Source organism: Pseudochelatococcus sp. B33 (assembly GCF_053570585.1).
Genome location: NZ_JBSEFH010000048.1, coordinates 1 through 17777, shown reverse-complemented (window position 1 = coordinate 17777; position 17777 = coordinate 1). Strand labels below are relative to the sequence as shown.

Below are 17777 nucleotides of genomic sequence, written 5' to 3'. Positions count from 1 at the left end.
CGGCGTGGGACCAGCCGCGCCAATGGCGGGCGCGCAGGTTCTCCGGAATGATGATGTCGAGCGACTGGCCGACCGCGGCAGCGGCGGCGAATCCGAATATCCGCTCGGCCCCGGGGTTCCAGAACCGGATGATGCCATCGCGATCAGTCGCCAGGATCGCATCGGAGCGCGTCTCCAGCAGGGCTTGCGCGACGCGGCTGGTGAAATCGGGGGAAGCGGGTTCTGTCACCGGAGGTCCTCCCTTATCGGTCGAGGGCGGCCAGCCCCGTGACGAGACCGGCGATGCGCCGCGCTTCCGCTCCCATGCCAGCATGCGTCATCGTGGCCGGATGGGCGACGAGGCTTTCGACGCCGCCGAGCGATTCCGCGAGGGTGAACACCTCCACTGCCTCGACGAAGCGCCTCGCGGCGGCCGACCGCGAGTAATCGTAGGCGTCCATCCGCTCGTATCCGGCGAAGGCGAAAGTGCTCGTGAGATAGAGCGGTGGCACGACGGCCCGGTGCCGGTCGTTTCCAACGACGCCGTTCGCCGCCGCGATTGTCGGCCACCGCCCGCGCGTTCCGGTCATGGCGCGTTTCCCGATTCATGCAAAGCCATCATGGCAGCTCATTGTGACAGCTCGACGAGGCGCAGGTAGGGCCGAAGCTCCTTCCAGCCCTGCGGGAAACGCGTCCGCGCCTCGTCGTTGGAGAGACTCGGCGAGATGATCACCGGCTGGCCGGGCTCCCAGTTGACCGGTGTCGACACCTTTTCGCCGTCCGTCAGCTGCAGGCTGTCGATGGCGCGCAGGATCTCGGCGAAGTTGCGGCCGGCGCTCGGCGGATAGGTGAGAGAGAGGCGGATCTTCCTGTTGGGGTCGATCACATAGACGACGCGCACCGTCACGGTCGGATCGCTTTCGGGATGGATCATGCCGTAAAGCGCCGCGACCCTGCCGTCCGCGTCCGCGAGCAGCGGGAAGTTGAGTCCGTGGCCGGTCGTCTCGGCGATGTCCTTGTTCCAGCGCGCGTGCGCTTCGAGCGGATCGACCGACAGGCCGATGGGCTTGATGCCGCGCTTGTCCCATTCGGGCTTGAGGCGTGCGACCTCGCCAAGTTCCGTCGTGCACACGGGCGTGAAGTTCTTCGGGTGGCTGAACAGGACGGCCCACGAACCGGCAAGCCATTCATGGAAGTGGATCGGCCCCTCGGTGCTCTGCTGTTCGAAATCCGGTGCAATCTGTCCAAGTTGCAGCGACATGGAAACATCCTTTCGTCAGACTGGTTGTCAATCGTTGAACGTCCGGCCTTCGCGGACTTCCGCGACGTAGCCGGCGCGGATGGCGAAGTCGCCGAAGGGCTCGCCGGTGAGCCGCTCGTGCGCATAGCGGCCGATGACGCCGTCGAGGTAATCGAGGATCGCGGCCTCGCCGACGTTCTCGAGCGCCAGCTTGTTGAGACGCTGGCCGTGGAAGCCGCCGCCGAGATAAAGGTTGTACTTTCCCGGCGCGCGGCCGGTCAGACCGATCTCCGCCACGTAGGGCCGGGCGCAGCCGTTGGGGCAGCCGGTCATGCGGATCGTGATCGGTTCGTCCTCCAGCCCGCGCATGGCGAGCAGCGCCTCGATCCGGCTGACGAGCGTCGGCAGGTAGCGCTCGCTCTCGGCCATGGCGAGGCCGCACGTCGGCAGCGCGACGCAGGCCATTGCGTTACGGCGCAGGCCGGTGGTCTGGTTGAGCCTGTCGAGCCTGTGCGCGCGCAGGATGCGCTCGATGGCCGTCTTCCGCCGCGGCCGGACACCGGCGATGATCAGGTTCTGGTTCGGCGTGATGCGGAACGTGCCCTCGTGGCTCTCGGCGGTGGCGCGCAGGCCGTCCATCATCCGCACGTCGCCCCGGTTGACGAGGCGGCCGTTCTCGATGAACAGGGTCAGGTGGTGCAGGCCGTCCTCGCCGGCCTGCCATCCGAGGACGTCGCCGTTGGTGGTGAAAGTGAAGGGCCGGGCCTCGCCCAGCCGAAGACCGAGCCGGCGCTCGATCTCGGCCGTGATCCAGTCGAGGCCGCGATCGTCGACGGTGTACTTGAAGCGGGCACGCAGGCGGTCCTTGCGGTCGCCGTAGTCACGCTGGACGCCCATCACCGCGTCGCAGGCCGCGAGCACCTTGTCGGGGGTGACGAAGCCGATCACGTCGGCAAGGCGCGGATAGGTTTCCGGCTTCTGGTCGGTGCGTCCCATGCCGCCGCCGATGGCGATGTTGAAGCCGGCGAGAACGCCGTCTTCGACAATGGCAATGAAGCCGAGATCCTGGGTATAGACGTCGATGTCGTTGACAGGCGGGATGACGAAGCCGATCTTGAACTTGCGCGGCAAGTAGGTCCGCCCGTAGAACGGCTCCTCCTCCGACGAGATCAGCCGCTCGGCGCCGTACCAGATCTCGTGATAAGCGCGCATGCGCGGGATGGCGTGGTCGCTCGCGCGCCGGGCGATATCATAGACTTGCGCGTGAAGGGCGGAAAGCTCGGGATTGACGGAACACATCACGCCACGCGCGTCGTCGCCGCAGGCGGAGATCGTGTCGAGCAGGACGTCGTGCAGGCCCTGCAGCGTCGGACGCAAGGCATCCTTCAGCAGCCAGTGGAACTGGAACGTCTGGCGGGTGGTGAGGCGCAGGGTCTCGCCGCCGTGGGCGCGGGCGAGTTCATCGAGCTTCAGCCATTGCGCGGGAGTGCAGACGCCGCCCGGCAGGCGCACGCGTGCCATGAACTGGTAGGCCGGCTCCAGCCTCTGCCACCGGCGCTCGTCGCGCAGGTCGCGGTCGTCCTGCTGATAGATACCGTGGAACTTCATCAGCTTGGCGTCGGAGGCCGTGACGGAGCCGGTGATCCGGTCGAGCAGGCTCGTCGGGATCGTGCCGCGCAGGTGATCGCTCGTTGCCTTGAGAGTCTCGTCCGGACCGAGTTTCTCCAACGGCTGGGAGAGGTCGCGGCTGCGATCGGCGGGAGAAAGCGTTGCGGTCATGCCTGCCTCCGTCAATAGACGTCGAGCTTGTAGCGGCCGCCGTCGCGCAGCCGCGCCAGGTAGTCGCCGGCCCCGGCCGGGCCAAGCCCGCCCTGGTCGACGATGATGGTCCTGAGGGTCGCATGGACGTCCGGCGCGAGCCGGCTCGCGTCGCCGCAGACATAGAGGTGCGCGCCTTCCTCCAGCCAGGCGAACACGTCACGCGCCTGTTCCAGCAGGCGATGCTGCACATAGGTGCGGGCGTCCGGCACGTCGCGGGAAAAGGCAACGTCCATGCGGCTCAGCACACCGTCCTTCAGCCACGCCTGCCATTCGGTCTGGTAGAGGAAGTCGGTGCGAAAGTTCCGCTCGCCGAAGAACAGCCACGACCGGCCGGCCGCGCCGCCCGCCTCGCGCTCCTGCATGAACGCCCGGTAGGGCGCGACCCCGGTGCCGGCGCCGATCATGATGATCGGGGCGTCGTCAGCGGGCAGGCGGAAATGCGGGTTGGCCTGCACGTAGACCGGCAACACGCCGTCGACCGCGCCGCGGTTGGCGAGATGACCTGAGGCAACGCCCGTGCGCTCCTCGCCGAACAGCGTATAGCGGACGGTCGAGACCGTCAGATGCACTTCCCCGGGGGCCGCCGCGAGGCTTGACGCGATCGAGTAAAGCCGCGGCTGCAGGGGCCTCAGGGCGGCGATGAACTGGTCCGCAGAGACATGCCGGACCGGGAAGAGACGCATCACGTCGATGACGTGATGATCGTGCATGAACCTCGCCCGCTCGGACGCATGATCGGGTTCGGCGAGCCGCTTCAACGCGTCCGCGCCACTGAGCGCCGCCCATTGCTCGATGAAGCGCGGCGTCAGCGCCGCGATCTCGAACCGGTGTGTCAGGGCTTCCGCGACGGTGATCGACGCATCCTTGACGGTTACGGCGTCCGAGCCGGCGATACCGAGCGCGGCGAGGATAGCGTCGACGCTCTGCGGGTCGTTCGACGGCATCACACCGAGCGCGTCGCCGGGCTCGAAGCCGAGGTTCGAACCCTCCAGGGACAGCTCGACATGCCGGGTTTCCTTGCTGGAGCCGCGCCCGGTCAGGACGATGTTGTCGATGACCCGGGCCGGAAAGAGATTGCGCTTGTCGAAGCCGGGGGTGCCGGCGAGCGCGGCCGGCGTCCGGGAGCGGGGCGCATGCCCGCCCTCGCTCCCGGCGTTTCCCCACAGCGCGACGATGTCGGCCGACCACGCGGCGGCTGCTTCGTCGTAATCAACGTCGCAATCGACACGCGGCCTCACGCGCACGCCGCCCAGTTCCTCGAAGCGGCGGTCAAGACGCTTGCCGGCCTCGCAGAAATGCTCGTAGGTCGAGTCGCCCAGCGCCAGCACCGCGAAGCGCAGGTCGGTGAACTTCGGCGCCTTGCGGCCCTCGACGAAGTCGAAGAAGCCCGCCGCCGGCTGCGGCGGATCGCCCTCGCCATAGGTACTGGCGACGATCAGCAGATCCTGTTCGTCCTTGAGTTCGCGGATCTTGTAGTCCGCCATGTCGATGAGGCGCGCGGCGCGTCCCCGCGCCTCGAACTGCCCGGCGAGGCTTGTCGCCAGCGCGGCGCTGTTGCCGGTTTCGCTGCCGTAGAGAATGGTGAGTGTCTGGCTTGCGACAGGTGCGGCAGGCGTCTCACTCAGGGTGTCACCGGCACGATGCTCGATACCGGCGAAGAAGCCGCTGACCCACAGGAGTTGCTTCGCGTCGAGAGACGCCGCGAGCGCCCGGATCTGCTCCCACTGCGCGGCCGAGAGCCCGGGTCCCCGAAATTCCGACACACCCATGATTCTGAGGATTCCAATGGTTCCGAGGACTTCAGGCGCCGCGCTCGCGATCCGGAACCGCGGCGCCAAAAAACAACAGTTCAAGAACGGGAATAATCACTATTTCCATGTTCAGCATGGCACTCTGCAAAACAACATACAAACTCATTTTATTGCGTTTCAGTGCAATAAATTTTATATGAAATCATGGACATCAATCAGGCGCGCACCTTTCTCGAAATCGCTCATACCGGCAGTTTTGCCGCTGCCGCAGAGCGGCTGCACGTCACGCAAACGGCGGTCAGCGCCCGCATCCGCGCGTTGGAGGACCTTGTCGGGCGGCGCCTGTTCGTGCGCAACAAGGCCGGGGCGCGGCTGACTCCGGCGGGTGAGCGCCTGGTCCGCTATGCGACGACGATGGTTCAGGTGTGGGAACGGGCGCGTCAGCAGGTTGCGCTTCCGCCGGGCCGCAAGGAGGGCGTCAGCGTCGGCGGCGAACTCAGCCTGTGGCATCCGCTGCTGGCGGACTGGCTGATCTGGATGCACCGGGAATGTCCGGAAATCGCGTTACGGGCCGAGGTCGATACGCCCGCAAGCCTGCTCGCGCGTGTGCAGGACGGCGCGCTCGATCTTGCCGTGCTGTACAACCCGCCGACCCGGCCGAATCTCGTGACCGAGCTGCTGCTCGAGGAAAAACTGGTGCTGGTGACCACCTCGCCCGACGGCACGCTGGTTCCCGGGAACTATGTCCATGTCGACTGGGGACCGGCTTTCGCGCTCAATCACCAGGCCGCGTTTCCGGAACTGAGCAGTCCGCCGGTCTCGATTTCACTGGGCCCTCTCGCTCTGACCTATCTGTTGACCGTTGGCGGCTGCGGCTATTTCCGTCTCGGCACGGCGCAGCCGTTTCTGGACAACGGGCGCCTGCAACGAGTGAAAGACGCGCCGGAATTCTCCCATTCGGCCTATACGATCTACGCTGAACGCAGCGACGGTGACGTAGTGCATCGTGTGCGCGAGGGGCTGAAAAGTATCGCCGCGAGCCGCGACATGCCCGGCCTGCCGACACAGATCGGACCGCGTTAATGGCGGGAGAATGCCTAGGTGTCTGAAACGCGACTGGGGCGAAACGCTCGTTCCATCATGATGTGGTACAGATACCGGCAATGCACGATCGACCTGCTCGATCGCTTCACGGCGACGGGAGGGGCTCAAAAAGGCAGCTTCGACGCCTCCTGCAGAATCGCCTTGTCCAGTGCAAGATCCGCCACCAGCTTCTTCAGCCGCGCATTCTCCCGCTCCAGGTCCTTCATCCGGCGCGCCTGATCAACCCTCAGCCCACCGTACTCCTTGCGCCACCGATACAGCGTCTGCTCCGAGATCCCCGCCTGCCGGCAAGCCCCGACCGCCGTTGATCCCCGACCAACCAGCACATCCACCTCACGCAGTTTCGAGATGACCTGTTCCGGCGTAAAACCTCGATGTCCCATATGTCTCTCCAATCCTATAGCCCAGAAAGGCTATCTTCAGAATTGGACAAGTTTTCCAAGGCAGACCACAACCTCCGTCAGCGACTGGCCGCACTGGTCGGCTGCATGTTTAATCACTGCGGCATCCGCTTTTGAAAATTCTATCGTCTGTTTTCTCTTCGAAACTATGTACCCGACTGCAACCATCACGTTCTCCCCTTTTCTGCAGCATGACAAACTCGTCTGACTACCATTCCGTATACGAGAAAGTTCAATCGTTTGAACGTAGGAGTTCGGATCCCGCTCGCCCCACCAATTCTCAAATAAATGCTCGATCATGCTATAGACTGTGATCTTTTTTACCCTGACGGCATCTAGCGGCCTGTATTTAACCAAAAATAACCTGCCTGCGTCAGCATCATGGCTGCGCATAGTACTTCGCGCTGGAATCGTCGTTTGATCGTTTTTGATATTCACCCCGGCTCACGCCGTCTGGCCGATGGCGATATCAAATACAATCAAATCCCTCATGCGGACAGCTGATACATTGAGCACCGGCGGCCGGATCGACATCGCATGGGCGTGCTGCATCTAATGCATATTACGTGCCAATTGAACGCCATAACATTCGGAACAGGAGTAACCGGAAATGGTGGGAGTAACGGATATCGACCTCAACAAGCTGTTGCCGGGACAAGGTTCGACAATCAATGGCGCGGCCGGGTGGGAAACAGGCCGTAACGTAAGCAGCGCAGGCGATATCAACGGCGACGGCATCGACGATTTCATCGTCGGAGCCTACTTCTCCGCTCCCGATGGGCGGGAGTATGCCGGTTCAGCTTATGTCATCTACGGCAGCAAGGAAGGACTTGCCGATATTGATCTCCTTAATCTCGACGCCGCACAAGGCTTTACGATCAAGGGTGCCAGCGTAGGCGACCGCGCAGGAGCGAGCGTGAGCAGCGCCGGCGACTTCAATGGCGACGGCATCGACGACATCATTGTTGGTGCGTACCTTGCAGATCCGGACGGGCGGGCGCATGCCGGCTCGGCCTATGTGATCTACGGTCAGGCGGGCGCGCGCACGGATATCGACCTCGCCTCGCTGAGCTCCGATCATGGGATAAGCATCAAGGGCGCGGCGGACAACGACCGGACCGGCTATAGCGTGCGGAACCTCGGGGACGTCAACGGCGACGGCATCGACGACATCGTCGTCGGCGCCTACTACGCCGGGCATGACGGCATCGACTATGCCGGGGCAGCCTACATAATCTACGGCAAGGCAGAAGGGCTGACCGATATCGATCTCGCCAGCCTGGCGGCGACGCAAGGTATCGTCATCCGCGGACTGGAATGGGGGCACCGGGTCAGTGTCAGCGTCAGCGGCGCCGGTGATGTCAACGGCGACGGCATCGCGGATATTGTCATCGGCGCGGAAGGGGCCAATGCCGAGGGCCGTATGCGCGCAGGTGCGACGTATGTCATCTACGGCAAGAATGACGGAATCGACACTATCGATCTGTCCGACCTAGCTCCAACCCAGGGCTTTACGATCACCGGCGCGACCGAACTCGACTATCTCGGACGCCGGGTGACAAGTGCGGGCGATATCAACAACGATGGCATAGACGACCTGATCGTCAGCACGGACGATATCAATGGCGGCGAAAGCCGCGGGGATGAAGGCGCCTACGTCATCTACGGGAAACAGGGCGGACCGGGCGACATCGATCTTTCCGAGTTCGGCGCGAGCCAGGGCTTCCGGATCAGCGGCGTGTCTCACCAGGACCCTGCCGCCCATCATCTGGGTGGCGCGGGCGACGTGAACGGTGACGGTATCGACGACATCATCATCGGGTCATTTCATGTCGATGCCGATGGCCGCAATCGGGCGGGCTCCGCCTACGTCATCTTCGGCAAGGACGGTGGATTGGACGATGTGGACGTCGCCCGGCTGACGCCTGCAGACGGTTTCGTCATCAAGGGCGCGCACGCCCAGGACTTTGCCGGAATCAGCGTCGGCGGCGCGGGCGATGTGAATGGCGACGGCATCAACGATCTTCTCGTCGGCGCAACGGGAGCCGGCGCCGCCTATGTCATCTTCGGCAGAAAGATGTCCGCCGGGGAACCGATTGCCGGCACGAACGGCACGGATATCTTCCGGCTTGTTGGCGACAGCAACGATGCTTTCAAGGTCTACGACACCAGCGAGAATGAACCCGGCGCCCCCATACTTGATCTGTCCGGACGGGGCGAAGGCACGCCCTTCGCTATCGACGGACTGACGGGCAACGACACGGTCGACGTGCGCGCCTTCAAGGGTACGGTCCACTTCCGCGGCGGCAACGATAGCGACATACTCAAGTTCCAGCACGGTGTCAGTGGCGCGGGTACGGTCTTCGACGGAGGAGACGGCCGCGACGTCCTGCAGATTCACGCGGCGGCGAGCGGCAGCAGCCTCAGGCTGACCGACGCAGCGCTTCATGATGTTGCCGACAATGACAGGTCGTTGATAGCGTTCGATAGCGTCGAAGTCGCGCGCCTCGACGGGGGCGCGGGCGACGACGTGTTCGACATCTCGTCATTCGGCGGCACGGCTGCGCCCGGGGACAACCGGCCCCCTATCCTGCGCGCCCACATAGACGGCGGCCTGGGGCATGATGTCGTCGTCGTTGCCGGCAATGCCTCCCAATATGAACTGACGCTCGACGCCGGCCGGGCGGTTTTGCGGCATACCGCGTCCGGCACAACAGATGTTCTGACCGGCATTCAGCAGATAGCGTTCGACGACGGACTTGTCGATCTATTCAGTGCGGATCATGCGCAGGCGGCCGGTCTTTACCGGGCATTTTTCGGCCGGGACGCTGATCGGGAGGGCTTCGACTATTGGCTTGGCCGCAGCGCGGGCGGAACAGATCTTGCTCAGATGGCAGCGGAATTCCTCCAGACGGATGAGTTTTCCCAGCTCAGTGGTGTCGACGGCGGGCATCTGATCAAGGACCTGTACGACAATCTGCTCGGCCGGACGCACGATGCGGATGGCCTCGCTTACTGGACCGCACGGGTGAATGAAACCGGCCGCTTCGATGATGTCGTGCTCGGCTTTCTGAACAGCGCCGAGTTTGCCGCCAACGCCGATCACCTGATCGACGACAGTTTGTGGGCGTCGCTGCCGGATTCTCTCGTCACTCCCGACCAGGACATCGAAAGCCCGGCGCGCGTTCAGGTCAAAGCCGCCCATGTCAAAAAGCTTCCGGGCGCGACCAGCGAATCGCGCGAGTGGGCGGAATTCACGTTTACAGTCAAACGTTTCGGCGATATCGACAGCCTGCTTACCGTGCCGTTTTACACGAATACCCCCGTCGGCTCCGACTTCGAAGTCAACCCGCACTGGGAGGTGACGTTTGCCGCGGGCGAAGAGACAAAGACGATCACCGCTGTGGGCCCTGCCGTCGATTTTGTGACGGTCTCAGTCGCGTTGCGGAACGCGGATAACGGCGACTATATCGTTGATGACAATCAGGGCAGCGCGCAGGCCAGGGTCATGTCGGTGAAAAAATGGAACCAGATTGCTGATAACATCTCAGACTATTTCATCGATAATGGAGAAACCAGATATTCCGGACAAACAATTTCCGGAAACGACAGAGACAATACAATATATGTAGCCAATGACATCATTACGGGAGGAAATATTGAATTTAATTTCATTAGAAATAATATTATCTATGGTGGAGGCGGAGACGATAATATAGTTCTGAGCAGCATGTTTGTTACCGAGAACACCCTATACGGCGGGAGCGGAAGTGATACTTTCACATTCAAAGGGTTGATGTATTCAGCTGAGTTGGAACATCTAGCCAATATCATCGGTGATTTCGATGCTGACGACGGCGACAAAATAGCGTTGGCTGTTGCCGGGAGCGCCAATAACTTCGTCCGGGCGGAAGAATCCTTCGCCAGTTACGCCGATGCATTCGATGCGGCAAACCGCACGGTGGGTGGCGAGACGACGTATTATTTCGCCGCTGTCGGCAATAACGGGTTCCTGTTCCATGACTTCGATGGCGCCGAGGGGGCCGATCACGTCCTCAAACTGATTGGCGTCACCGCGCTCAGCTTCGACAGCATCGTCGCATACGTCGGATAACCGACGCTGCCGGCAGCAAGCGACTGCGGCTTCAGGCGGATCCACGGATGGCTGCGTTTATTGCTCGCTATCTCGTGGACCGTCATTGCCAGACGCGGCTTGGCCAGGCCAGCGCACCGCTTGCAATGAAAACGTGTTCATTGATTTGAATCAAACTTGCGTTCATGATTATATCAATTGATCATGAGCCCGATGTATCGGCCATTGGTCAATCCAGTATGGCGCATGAATGAAGCCGTTCAGCATCGGCTATAAATCGGAGTCGATGGCAATTTATGTTGGATGAAGCATGACCGATCGTTGGCTGGAAAGCCAGCGTTCCCAGCAGCTCTCCCAAGTTTGAGACAATACAGGCACCCGGTGGTTGCACCGTGCTGTTTGGTCCCGGCATTTGACGGCGCGTCATTCAGTCAGCAATGAAAGGATGCACAACCGGTAATAATGAATGTGGGAAGAGTGCCAAAGTCATGGACAAGCGCATAAGGCAGGCCTTGATCATGCTCGATCAGAGCATCGCGGAGGAGCGGGACGTAGACGACATTGCCGGCAGACTTAGCCTCACACTGCACCATTTCCATCGTCTGTTTGTGGCGGAAGTTGGCGAGACGCCGGCAGGTTATCTGCGCCGCATCCGCCTCGACGCGGCGGCGCTTCGTCTGCGCTGGACGAATGACCCCGTCAGCGTGATCGCCCAGAACGTCGGCTACGGCAGCCAGGCGGCATTGACGCGTGCATTCGCGGCACGGTTCGAAACAACCCCTGGAAAATACAGAATGCACTTTCACCGGCGAGGGAAGAGACGCTATCATCCGCAACTTTCGAGTATCTTTACCCGCAAAATCGACAGCTATACGCTTCTATCCCGACGATACCATGGAAGCGTCTATCGCGTGCGCGAATTCTGGACGGACTTTGGCCAACGGCTTCCAGAAGCGATCCTGACTCGGATTGACATTCCCTATATTGGTCTTTTTTATGATGACCCTCATGTGACGGTCCCGGAACAGACACGCTACGACTGTTGTGTCGTCATCCCGTCCTTGTCGCTTATTTCCAAACGCGAGCTCGCCGATCGGGGATTGTTCGTCATCCACTCACGCGCTGGCCTCTATGCCGGATTGAGCTACGTCGGGCACAGGAATGGATTGGAAGACAGTTTCCGATTGCTGACGGAAAACTGGCTTGCAAATAGTGCCTATACTGCTACGGAAGATCCTATTATCGAGCTGCACGTCAATCGCCGCGATCTCCAACCGATCGACCGGCTCGAAATCACGCTGTTGTGTCCCATCGAATAGCGCATCGCCTGCAACGTTCTCGCTGAGCATTTTCGATATCGGAACTCTCACGCACTTCGCGCGTGGAAAAGACTGATCGCGCAAGCCAGGCGGACGTCCCGACCCAGAGGCTCAGACGATCTGCGTGATCCCGGAATCGCCCTGTCGTTGGCTCCCTCCCAGGATGGCGGATAATGCGGCAAGGCTCATCAATCCCGCAGCCACCACAAGGGGCAGCGTGAACGAGATCTGATGAAGGCTTGCGCCGGCCACAGGCCCGATCGCAAGACCGAACCCCTGTGCGACCACGTTCACGCCAGCGACCTTCCCCTGCGCGCCCTCGCCCGCGCGTAGGCTGAGCGACGCCAGGTTGCCGGGAAGCATCAAGCCGAGCGCGCCGCCGAACAACATCAGCGAACCGGTGATTTCAGCATAGTCCCGGGCGAGGCTGCACAACAACAGCGCCGTGGCGGCTAGAACCGCTCCGTTTGTCGCGAGACGCTCCGGTTTCCATGCGAGATAACGCAAGGCGAAGGACTGGACGAGACCCATCGCGAGAGCCGTGGCCATCAGCGCGGCTCCGGCCTTGGCGATGGCGCTTCCGGAAGAAAGTCCGAGCGCGTCCTGCAGCCGCAACGCAGTGGTGTAGTAAACAATGCTGTAGGCGGTCATCGCGGCAAGGGTAACCACGAGGAAGGGCCAGACCCGACCAGGGCGCAACGAGCCCTCCACGGTCTGCTGCCTCCCGCGATCCCTGCCCGGCTCAGGAACTGTGAAGATCACGCATAGCAATGTAACTGTATACATGACCCCGAGACAGCCGAAAGCGGCCGGAGCGCTTCTGCTGGCAACCAGCCAGGCGAGCACCGCACCGGCAACGGCACCGAATCCATAGGCTGCGCCAATGATGCCCATGCCCCGAGCCCGCTTGTCGCGGGAGGTTGTGTCCGCGATATACGCTTGGGTGGCGGGCTGTAATCCGCTGCAGGCGGCCATTTGCGCAGACCGGACAGCAAAGAACAGGGTCAGCGCCGCACTCGCGGTCAGTGCGCCTTCGATGCGTCCAGCGACGATCAGTGCGAAGATGAACGACGCCACTGTCGCCGCTGCCACCGCAACCAGAATGACGGGCCGGCGTCCTGCCCGCTCGCTGACATATCCCCAGATCGGCGCCGTCAGGATGATGAGCAGCGCGGACACGGTGAGTATCAGCCCCGTCTGCAGGTCCGTAAAACCGAGCTGCCGCCCGAGAGGTGGCAGAACGACGTGTAGAAACGATTGTCCTGTAGCACTGCAAAACAAGGCCAGAAACAGACCGGCCCTTGCAACATCCGCACCCGTCCGCACGCCGCCCCCCCCCTCCCCGTTGTCCCCAACCTTCAGTCAGATCCATCGCCTCCAGCGAACTCGCGCAATGCATTCATCGGCGAGCAAGATCGACCGACATGCACTTTGCTTCGCGATCCATTGCACGCTCACAAAGCGTTGAAACGCGGCGTTCACCCGCTTGCGCGAGGCCTTCGCCATCGTTCCTACCTCTGTCCGGGACAGCGGTATAGATATATCAGCCGTCCACGCGGCCTGGAGAAGCTCCCCAGATCCTCGAAATGAACATGGCGGAGGACGAGGACGCTTTTCTTTCTCATGACGCTTCGCCGGGTTGGGCGGGTATCGCACAAAAGCCGGCCGCGCAGTCGGCGGCTTCCTGCACGTTGACGGCCGGAATGGCGGGAGCCGAGAGCGCCATGGCGATTCGGGCGCCGAGCACCAGGTCATCTTCTACCCCGAAGGCATGATGCAGTATCATTCCGTCGCGCCCGATCAGCACGGAGGACGGAGTACCCCGAAAGCCGTAGCGCTGCATGGTGATGGGAATCCCCGAACGGTCGTCGGCCAGGTCTACCCCCACCGGAGATTTCAGCCGGTATTCATGGAGAAAAGCGCCGAGCGTGACCGGCGACATCGCAGCATGATGCTCGAAGACCGTGTGCAGGCCGACGATCCGGAGATCCGTGCCCGCAAAGGCGCGCTCGATCCGCTGGACCTGTGGAATTGCCTGCGAGACGCAACCGGGGCAAAGAAGCTGGAACGCATGCAGGAAGATCGCTCGCCCTTTCAACGACGCGAGCGTCAGGGGAGCGGGTGTATTGAACCACTCGCTGACAGCGAGTTCGGGAGCCTTCCCTGAGACGGAATGGGACATTCTCGATCCTTTCAGGCTGATGGCACGGGTCGGCAGCGCCCGACCCGTGCCCTTGCCGTTACGCCGCCCGCGTGAGCTTGACGCCCGGGAAGTCGATCGGAATGTCGAGAGCGACATTCAGATAGTTGGTGAAAAGATTGAGGGCGATGTGCGCGAGGATCTCGACGATCTCCCCATCGTCAAAGCCGGCGGCCCGCAGGGCGTCGACGTCCGAAGTGGCGATATCCGCGCGCGATTCCACCACGCTGATCGCGAACGCGAGCACCGCGGCCGTGCGCGGATCGTCGGATCGGCCGGCCTGGGCTTCCGCCATTTCCTGTTGCGTGGCGCCGGCCTTGCGACCGAGACCCGTGTGAGCGGCAAGGCAATAACGGCAATTGTTGCGGTCGGCGATGGCGACGGCGATCTGCTCGCCGAGCTTCGCGCCAATACGTCCCTCGCCAAGGGCACCGAACGAACCCCACACGCTCGCGAGCGCTGCGGGAGAGTTGGCGGCGGCCTTGAACATATTGGGCACGAAACCGAAGGCGGACTTGATCTGGCCAAGCTGGTCGCCAACCGTGCCTGTTGCTTCTTTGGGGTCAATGAGGGTAATTCTGGTCATGTTCTTTCTCTCTGATTTGCCTGGAGGGGAGGAATTGCCGGTTCGCCGATGGCAGTCGGCGAACCGGCACGTTTTCAAGCAACGCTTCCGAATGCACCGCGCGACTCAGTTGGCCGGCGCAACCTTGCCCGGAAGGCTGAGATTGCCGGACGCGACCTTGAACACGTCGTCGACGCAGAGCAGCGGCGCGTGCAAGTTGGCATTGACCTTCAGCCCGGCCGTGACCCCGTCGAACGACGCGCCCGCGATCCCGCCGATGAGCGAAACCGGAATGGACACTTCGACCTTTTCGCCGCTGAACGTGGTCGGATATTCCGGGCTGTCGATCAGCAGGGGGACGTTCGGCCAGGTCGGCGGCACCCTGGGCGACGTGCCCTCCGGAATGTCGATGACCTTGAGGCCGCCGCCACAGGCCTTGTCCTCGGCCAGCACCACCCAGTGCGGATGCCAGACGTGACGGTTCTTGCCGCCGTAGGCGGCATCGTCGAAGTCCGGGTGGAATGTCACGGCGAGAGCCACGATGCCCTGATCCGGCTCGAAGCCGATGTCAGCGCTGTCGAGGGTGGTCGGCCAGACATAGGCGTAGACGCTCGATCCCTCGAAACGGCCGGTGGCGTCAGGCTTGTCCTTGCCCGCCTCGCCGCGCACACGGGTCGTGAAGACGGCATTGTCGCCCCGTGTGACGATCGCCGTTTCGATGATGTCGAAGGAGGCCGTGACGGCCTCGGTTGGCGCGGCCTCGATCGAGTGCGCCGCAGCATTGCTCGCCGCGAACGGCGCGGCCGCGAGTATGGCCGCTGCCCAAATGGTATCTTTCAGCATGTCATGGACCTCTTTCTTCATTTGCCTGGAGGGAAGGATGATCCTTCTGGAACGCATTCCAGGTGGCAGCCCGGAATGAAGGATCGGCGACTTCGTGTTCGCGGCAGTCGATCCGAAGATCCTGCTGGCCGAATGCCGCATCGACGAAATTGCAGTGGTGCGGCTTTGCCGCATCGGCATGGGCATAAGGCCGGAAGTATCGGCAGCTCACGCACATGCGCTGAACAGGTATGGCGTTCATTTCCTGCAGATGCCGGATCATCGTGATCAGGGCGACAAGCAGATGCTCTTGCTCGTCGGGGACCAGCGATGAGACCGCCTGCTCGGCGACGCCCGGAACGGCGCGCCCGGCTGCCAACGCCGCCCGGCCTGCTTCCGTCAGTAGGACATGCACGGAGCGGCGGTCGTCCGGATCAGGGCGCTTCATGATCAGCTCCTTTCGTTCCAGGGCTCCGATCGAGTCCGTTGCCGTCGGCTGTGAGACACCGAGCTGGAAGGCGAGATCCTTCACACTCAGGCCGGCGAGCCGGCCATCGAGATGATCGAGAATGGCATATTGCGTTGGATTGATTCCGGCTGCCTTTGCCCTCTGCCAATCGTCCGCACGCATGGCGGTGGCGATGCGCGTCAAACCCTCGCGGATGCGGTCATGAAGGGGTGTGGTAAGCTTCGGTGTTTCCATAGGTGGAAGGTATATAGGATTCCTATTTAATAGCAAGAGCCCTTGATAACGTATATCCGGGCCACGGTTGAGCTTGATCCGATGGCGATCATTGCGAAGAATATTCCCTGGTCGGTCGGCCGGCTATCTCTTGCGCGAGATCTTCGACCGTCAGGGTGGCTCACGCCGACCCTGACGCCCTTTCTCCGCTGGTCGTATCGAGCAGCAGCTTTGCGACCACCGATGCTCCGTCCGTGCGAATCTTGCCGGCCACCGCCGTCGCCCGTGCGCCGGTCCCTGGCGCAGGGCCGTCCTGAGCGCCCACGCTCGGGGCGCGCTCTTCAGCGGTCGACGGGCTTTCCGCCCACGAGCGCCACGACTTCGCAAATGGCACGAACGTCACGTCCGCGCGGGCCAACAGCTCTGCGAACTCCTTGTCCGGCGGCGCGCACACGCGCACCTCTGCGCCGTGGGCGCGAAACTCGACCGCCTGGGCCTCCATCTGGTCGACGTCCCTGCGCGATCCGTAGGTCGATAACAGTATACGCATTTCGGACTTCCCTATTCCCTGGGTTCAGGTCTAGAGGCTGTTAGGGGGGTCAGGGCCCTTTGCGGTGTTTCGTAAACGGCGCTAGTGGTATTGCATGATTTCGCTACCGCTGCCCTTCGTGATTGCGCTGCTGCTGGCCGTCCTGCTCTGCCTTGTCGTGGCGCGGAACGACAGTGGCCGGAGGCCAGTCGTCATCCTTCTCTGCGCCTGTATCGCGCTGACGGTCGTCGTCGGCCTGCGCTGGACTTTCGAGATCCAAATCCTCCGCTTGCTGCAACCGGTGATCGCCGCGCTGCTGCCGCCTGTTGCGTGGCTTTGCTTTTCGGGATTGCGCGGGACGATGCAAGGTCCGGTCTGGCCCCATTTCCTGCCTGCAGGATTGGTGCTCACCCTCTCGGCGCTCTGGCCGTGGTTGCATCCGCCGATCGATGCCTTGCTGGCCATCCTGTTCTTCGGTTATGGGACGCTGCTCCTGCGGCGTGGCCTTGCCGGGCCGGACAGCCTTGCCGGCGCGCGGCTGAGCGAAGCGCCGCAAGCCGGCAGGGCGGCCGCGCTTGCAGGTGCGTTGCTTCTGTTGTCAGGACTTGTCGATCTGGCCATCGCGCTGGATTTCGGCCTTGGCGACGGCAGCCATGCCAGCCGGATCGTCAGCGCGGGAAACATGATGGTGCTGCCGCTGATCGCCTGGGCCACGGTGGTGATGGCGCGCAGTGCGCCCCAAGCCGAAGCCGCGCCCCGGGTCATTGCTGTGGACACCAGGGCCGGACGGGATGCGCCCATCCCCGACGACGACCATGTCGTGGCCGAGGTCAACCAGCTTATGGCCGGGAGCAAGCTCTATCGCGATCCGGATCTCACGCTGGACCGGCTCTCGCGCCGTCTCGGCATTCCGGCCCGGCAGGTTTCCGCCGCGATCAACCGCAAGCTCGGCCAAAACGTGTCACAGGCCATCAACGAATGGCGGATCCGCGAGGCGATGGATCTTCTCGTGCAGACCGACCGTTCCGTGACGACGATCATGTTCGACTGCGGCTTCCAGACCAAGTCGAACTTCAACCGGGAGTTTTTGCGCATCACAGGCACCTCGCCCAGCGGGTGGCGCCGCGACGCGCGGTCAAAGGTCGAGGCTCCGGTCAGCGGGGCGGCAGGGATTGCGCCAGAAAGCCGATGATCGCAGCAGTGATCTCCTCATGGATCGCCGCGCGGTCGCGTCCGCCGCCGTCGCGGCAGACGATCCCGTCACCCGGGTT

At 62.6% G+C, this 17777-nt stretch carries 15 protein-coding genes and 3 pseudogenes; 4 read left to right on the top strand and 14 right to left on the bottom strand.

What is annotated here, in order from left to right:
* From ACUSIJ_RS28815 to ACUSIJ_RS28795, 5 genes and pseudogenes are all read right to left on the bottom strand, one after another.
* Positions 1-229, bottom strand: a 229-nt coding sequence (locus ACUSIJ_RS28815; RefSeq protein ID WP_449311859.1) for a PAS domain S-box protein, incomplete at its 3' end; no start/stop codon positions are given.
* A gap of 43 nt (positions 230-272) precedes the next feature.
* Positions 273-410, bottom strand: a pseudogene (locus tag ACUSIJ_RS28810) (PLP-dependent transferase); the annotation flags it as partial.
* A 197-nt stretch (positions 411-607) separates the two neighbouring features.
* Entirely contained in the window at positions 608-1240 is a 633-nt protein-coding gene (locus ACUSIJ_RS28805) for a peroxiredoxin (protein ID WP_449311858.1), read from the bottom strand.
* A 27-nt stretch (positions 1241-1267) separates the two neighbouring features.
* The gene (locus ACUSIJ_RS28800; protein ID WP_449311857.1) at positions 1268-2998 is read right to left on the bottom strand and encodes an NADPH-dependent assimilatory sulfite reductase hemoprotein subunit; all 1731 of its coding nucleotides are present in this window, start codon (positions 2996-2998) and stop codon (positions 1268-1270) included.
* Positions 2999-3009: 11 nt separating this feature from the next.
* The gene (locus tag ACUSIJ_RS28795) at positions 3010-4809 is read right to left on the bottom strand and encodes an assimilatory sulfite reductase (NADPH) flavoprotein subunit (RefSeq protein ID WP_449311856.1); all 1800 of its coding nucleotides are present in this window, start codon (positions 4807-4809) and stop codon (positions 3010-3012) included.
* A 186-nt stretch (positions 4810-4995) separates the two neighbouring features.
* On the opposite strand from ACUSIJ_RS28795, the gene ACUSIJ_RS28790 reads away from it, so the two are divergent.
* Positions 4996-5874 (top strand): LysR family transcriptional regulator, encoded by an 879-nt coding sequence (locus tag ACUSIJ_RS28790; protein WP_449311855.1) that lies wholly within the window; start codon positions 4996-4998, stop codon positions 5872-5874.
* A gap of 66 nt (positions 5875-5940) precedes the next feature.
* On the opposite strand, the pseudogene ACUSIJ_RS28785 reads toward ACUSIJ_RS28790, so the two are convergent.
* Together ACUSIJ_RS28785 and ACUSIJ_RS28780 are read right to left on the bottom strand one after the other, a co-directional pair.
* Positions 5941-6278 (bottom strand): annotated as a pseudogene (locus ACUSIJ_RS28785) (transposase); the annotation flags it as partial.
* Positions 6279-6314: 36 nt separating this feature from the next.
* Positions 6315-6734 carry a hypothetical protein gene (locus ACUSIJ_RS28780; RefSeq protein ID WP_449311854.1) on the bottom strand — a complete coding sequence of 140 codons (420 nt, stop codon included), beginning with the start codon at positions 6732-6734 and terminating at the stop codon, positions 6315-6317.
* A 172-nt stretch (positions 6735-6906) separates the two neighbouring features.
* Between ACUSIJ_RS28780 and ACUSIJ_RS28775 the strand changes: the two genes are divergently transcribed.
* Both ACUSIJ_RS28775 and ACUSIJ_RS28770 read left to right on the top strand, forming a co-directional pair.
* A complete protein-coding gene (locus ACUSIJ_RS28775; RefSeq protein WP_449311853.1) occupies positions 6907-10410 on the top strand; it encodes a DUF4214 domain-containing protein in 3504 nt (1167 codons plus the stop codon).
* 467 nt (positions 10411-10877) lie between these two features.
* Complete coding sequence (locus ACUSIJ_RS28770) at positions 10878-11708, top strand: AraC family transcriptional regulator (RefSeq protein ID WP_449311852.1); 831 nt, start codon at positions 10878-10880, stop codon at positions 11706-11708.
* A 111-nt stretch (positions 11709-11819) separates the two neighbouring features.
* Here ACUSIJ_RS28770 and ACUSIJ_RS28765 read toward each other — a convergent pair whose 3' ends face one another.
* The 6 genes from ACUSIJ_RS28765 to ACUSIJ_RS28740 all read right to left on the bottom strand — a co-directional run bounded on the left by ACUSIJ_RS28765 (position 11820) and on the right by ACUSIJ_RS28740 (position 16527).
* Positions 11820-13034: an MFS transporter gene (locus ACUSIJ_RS28765; RefSeq protein WP_449311851.1), complete on the bottom strand. Its 1215-nt coding sequence runs from the start codon at positions 13032-13034 to the stop codon at positions 11820-11822.
* Positions 13035-13329: 295 nt separating this feature from the next.
* Positions 13330-13890, bottom strand: coding sequence for a TlpA family protein disulfide reductase (locus tag ACUSIJ_RS28760; RefSeq protein ID WP_449311850.1), 561 nt, complete (start codon positions 13888-13890; stop codon positions 13330-13332).
* Between the two features lie 58 nt (positions 13891-13948).
* A complete protein-coding gene (locus tag ACUSIJ_RS28755) occupies positions 13949-14494 on the bottom strand; it encodes a carboxymuconolactone decarboxylase family protein (RefSeq protein WP_449311849.1) in 546 nt (181 codons plus the stop codon).
* 105 nt (positions 14495-14599) lie between these two features.
* Positions 14600-15316 (bottom strand): hypothetical protein, encoded by a 717-nt coding sequence (locus ACUSIJ_RS28750; protein ID WP_449311848.1) that lies wholly within the window; start codon positions 15314-15316, stop codon positions 14600-14602.
* A gap of 1 nt (position 15317) precedes the next feature.
* Complete coding sequence (locus ACUSIJ_RS28745; RefSeq protein ID WP_449311847.1) at positions 15318-15947, bottom strand: MarR family winged helix-turn-helix transcriptional regulator; 630 nt, start codon at positions 15945-15947, stop codon at positions 15318-15320.
* 211 nt (positions 15948-16158) lie between these two features.
* Entirely contained in the window at positions 16159-16527 is a 369-nt protein-coding gene (locus ACUSIJ_RS28740; protein WP_449311846.1) for a hypothetical protein, read from the bottom strand.
* Positions 16528-16621: 94 nt separating this feature from the next.
* Here ACUSIJ_RS28740 and ACUSIJ_RS28735 point away from each other — a divergent pair, with 94 nt between their 5' ends.
* On the top strand, positions 16622-17698 hold the full coding sequence (locus ACUSIJ_RS28735; protein WP_449311845.1) for a helix-turn-helix domain-containing protein: 1077 nt from the start codon (positions 16622-16624) through the stop codon (positions 17696-17698).
* Here the strand turns inward: ACUSIJ_RS28735 and ACUSIJ_RS28730 are convergent.
* Positions 17661-17777, bottom strand: a pseudogene (locus tag ACUSIJ_RS28730) (lipoprotein signal peptide); the annotation flags it as partial. The gene ACUSIJ_RS28735 and the pseudogene ACUSIJ_RS28730 sit on opposite strands and share 38 nt — an antisense overlap.

Excerpts from the sequence above, each read along its gene's own strand:
- ACUSIJ_RS28805 (WP_449311858.1), bottom strand. The coding sequence starts at position 1,240 with ATGTCGCTGCAACTTGGACAGATTGCACCGGATTTCGAACAGCAGAGC.
- ACUSIJ_RS28800 (WP_449311857.1), bottom strand. The coding sequence starts at position 2,998 with ATGACCGCAACGCTTTCTCCCGCCGATCGCAGCCGCGACCTCTCCCAG.
- ACUSIJ_RS28795 (WP_449311856.1), bottom strand. The coding sequence starts at position 4,809 with ATGGGTGTGTCGGAATTTCGGGGACCCGGGCTCTCGGCCGCGCAGTGG.
- ACUSIJ_RS28790 (WP_449311855.1), top strand. The coding sequence starts at position 4,996 with ATGGACATCAATCAGGCGCGCACCTTTCTCGAAATCGCTCATACCGGC.
- ACUSIJ_RS28775 (WP_449311853.1), top strand. The coding sequence starts at position 6,907 with ATGGTGGGAGTAACGGATATCGACCTCAACAAGCTGTTGCCGGGACAA.
- ACUSIJ_RS28770 (WP_449311852.1), top strand. The coding sequence starts at position 10,878 with ATGGACAAGCGCATAAGGCAGGCCTTGATCATGCTCGATCAGAGCATC.
- ACUSIJ_RS28760 (WP_449311850.1), bottom strand. The coding sequence starts at position 13,890 with ATGTCCCATTCCGTCTCAGGGAAGGCTCCCGAACTCGCTGTCAGCGAG.
- ACUSIJ_RS28755 (WP_449311849.1), bottom strand. The coding sequence starts at position 14,494 with ATGACCAGAATTACCCTCATTGACCCCAAAGAAGCAACAGGCACGGTT.
- ACUSIJ_RS28750 (WP_449311848.1), bottom strand. The coding sequence starts at position 15,316 with ATGCTGAAAGATACCATTTGGGCAGCGGCCATACTCGCGGCCGCGCCG.
- ACUSIJ_RS28740 (WP_449311846.1), bottom strand. The coding sequence starts at position 16,527 with ATGCGTATACTGTTATCGACCTACGGATCGCGCAGGGACGTCGACCAG.
- ACUSIJ_RS28735 (WP_449311845.1), top strand. The coding sequence starts at position 16,622 with ATGATTTCGCTACCGCTGCCCTTCGTGATTGCGCTGCTGCTGGCCGTC.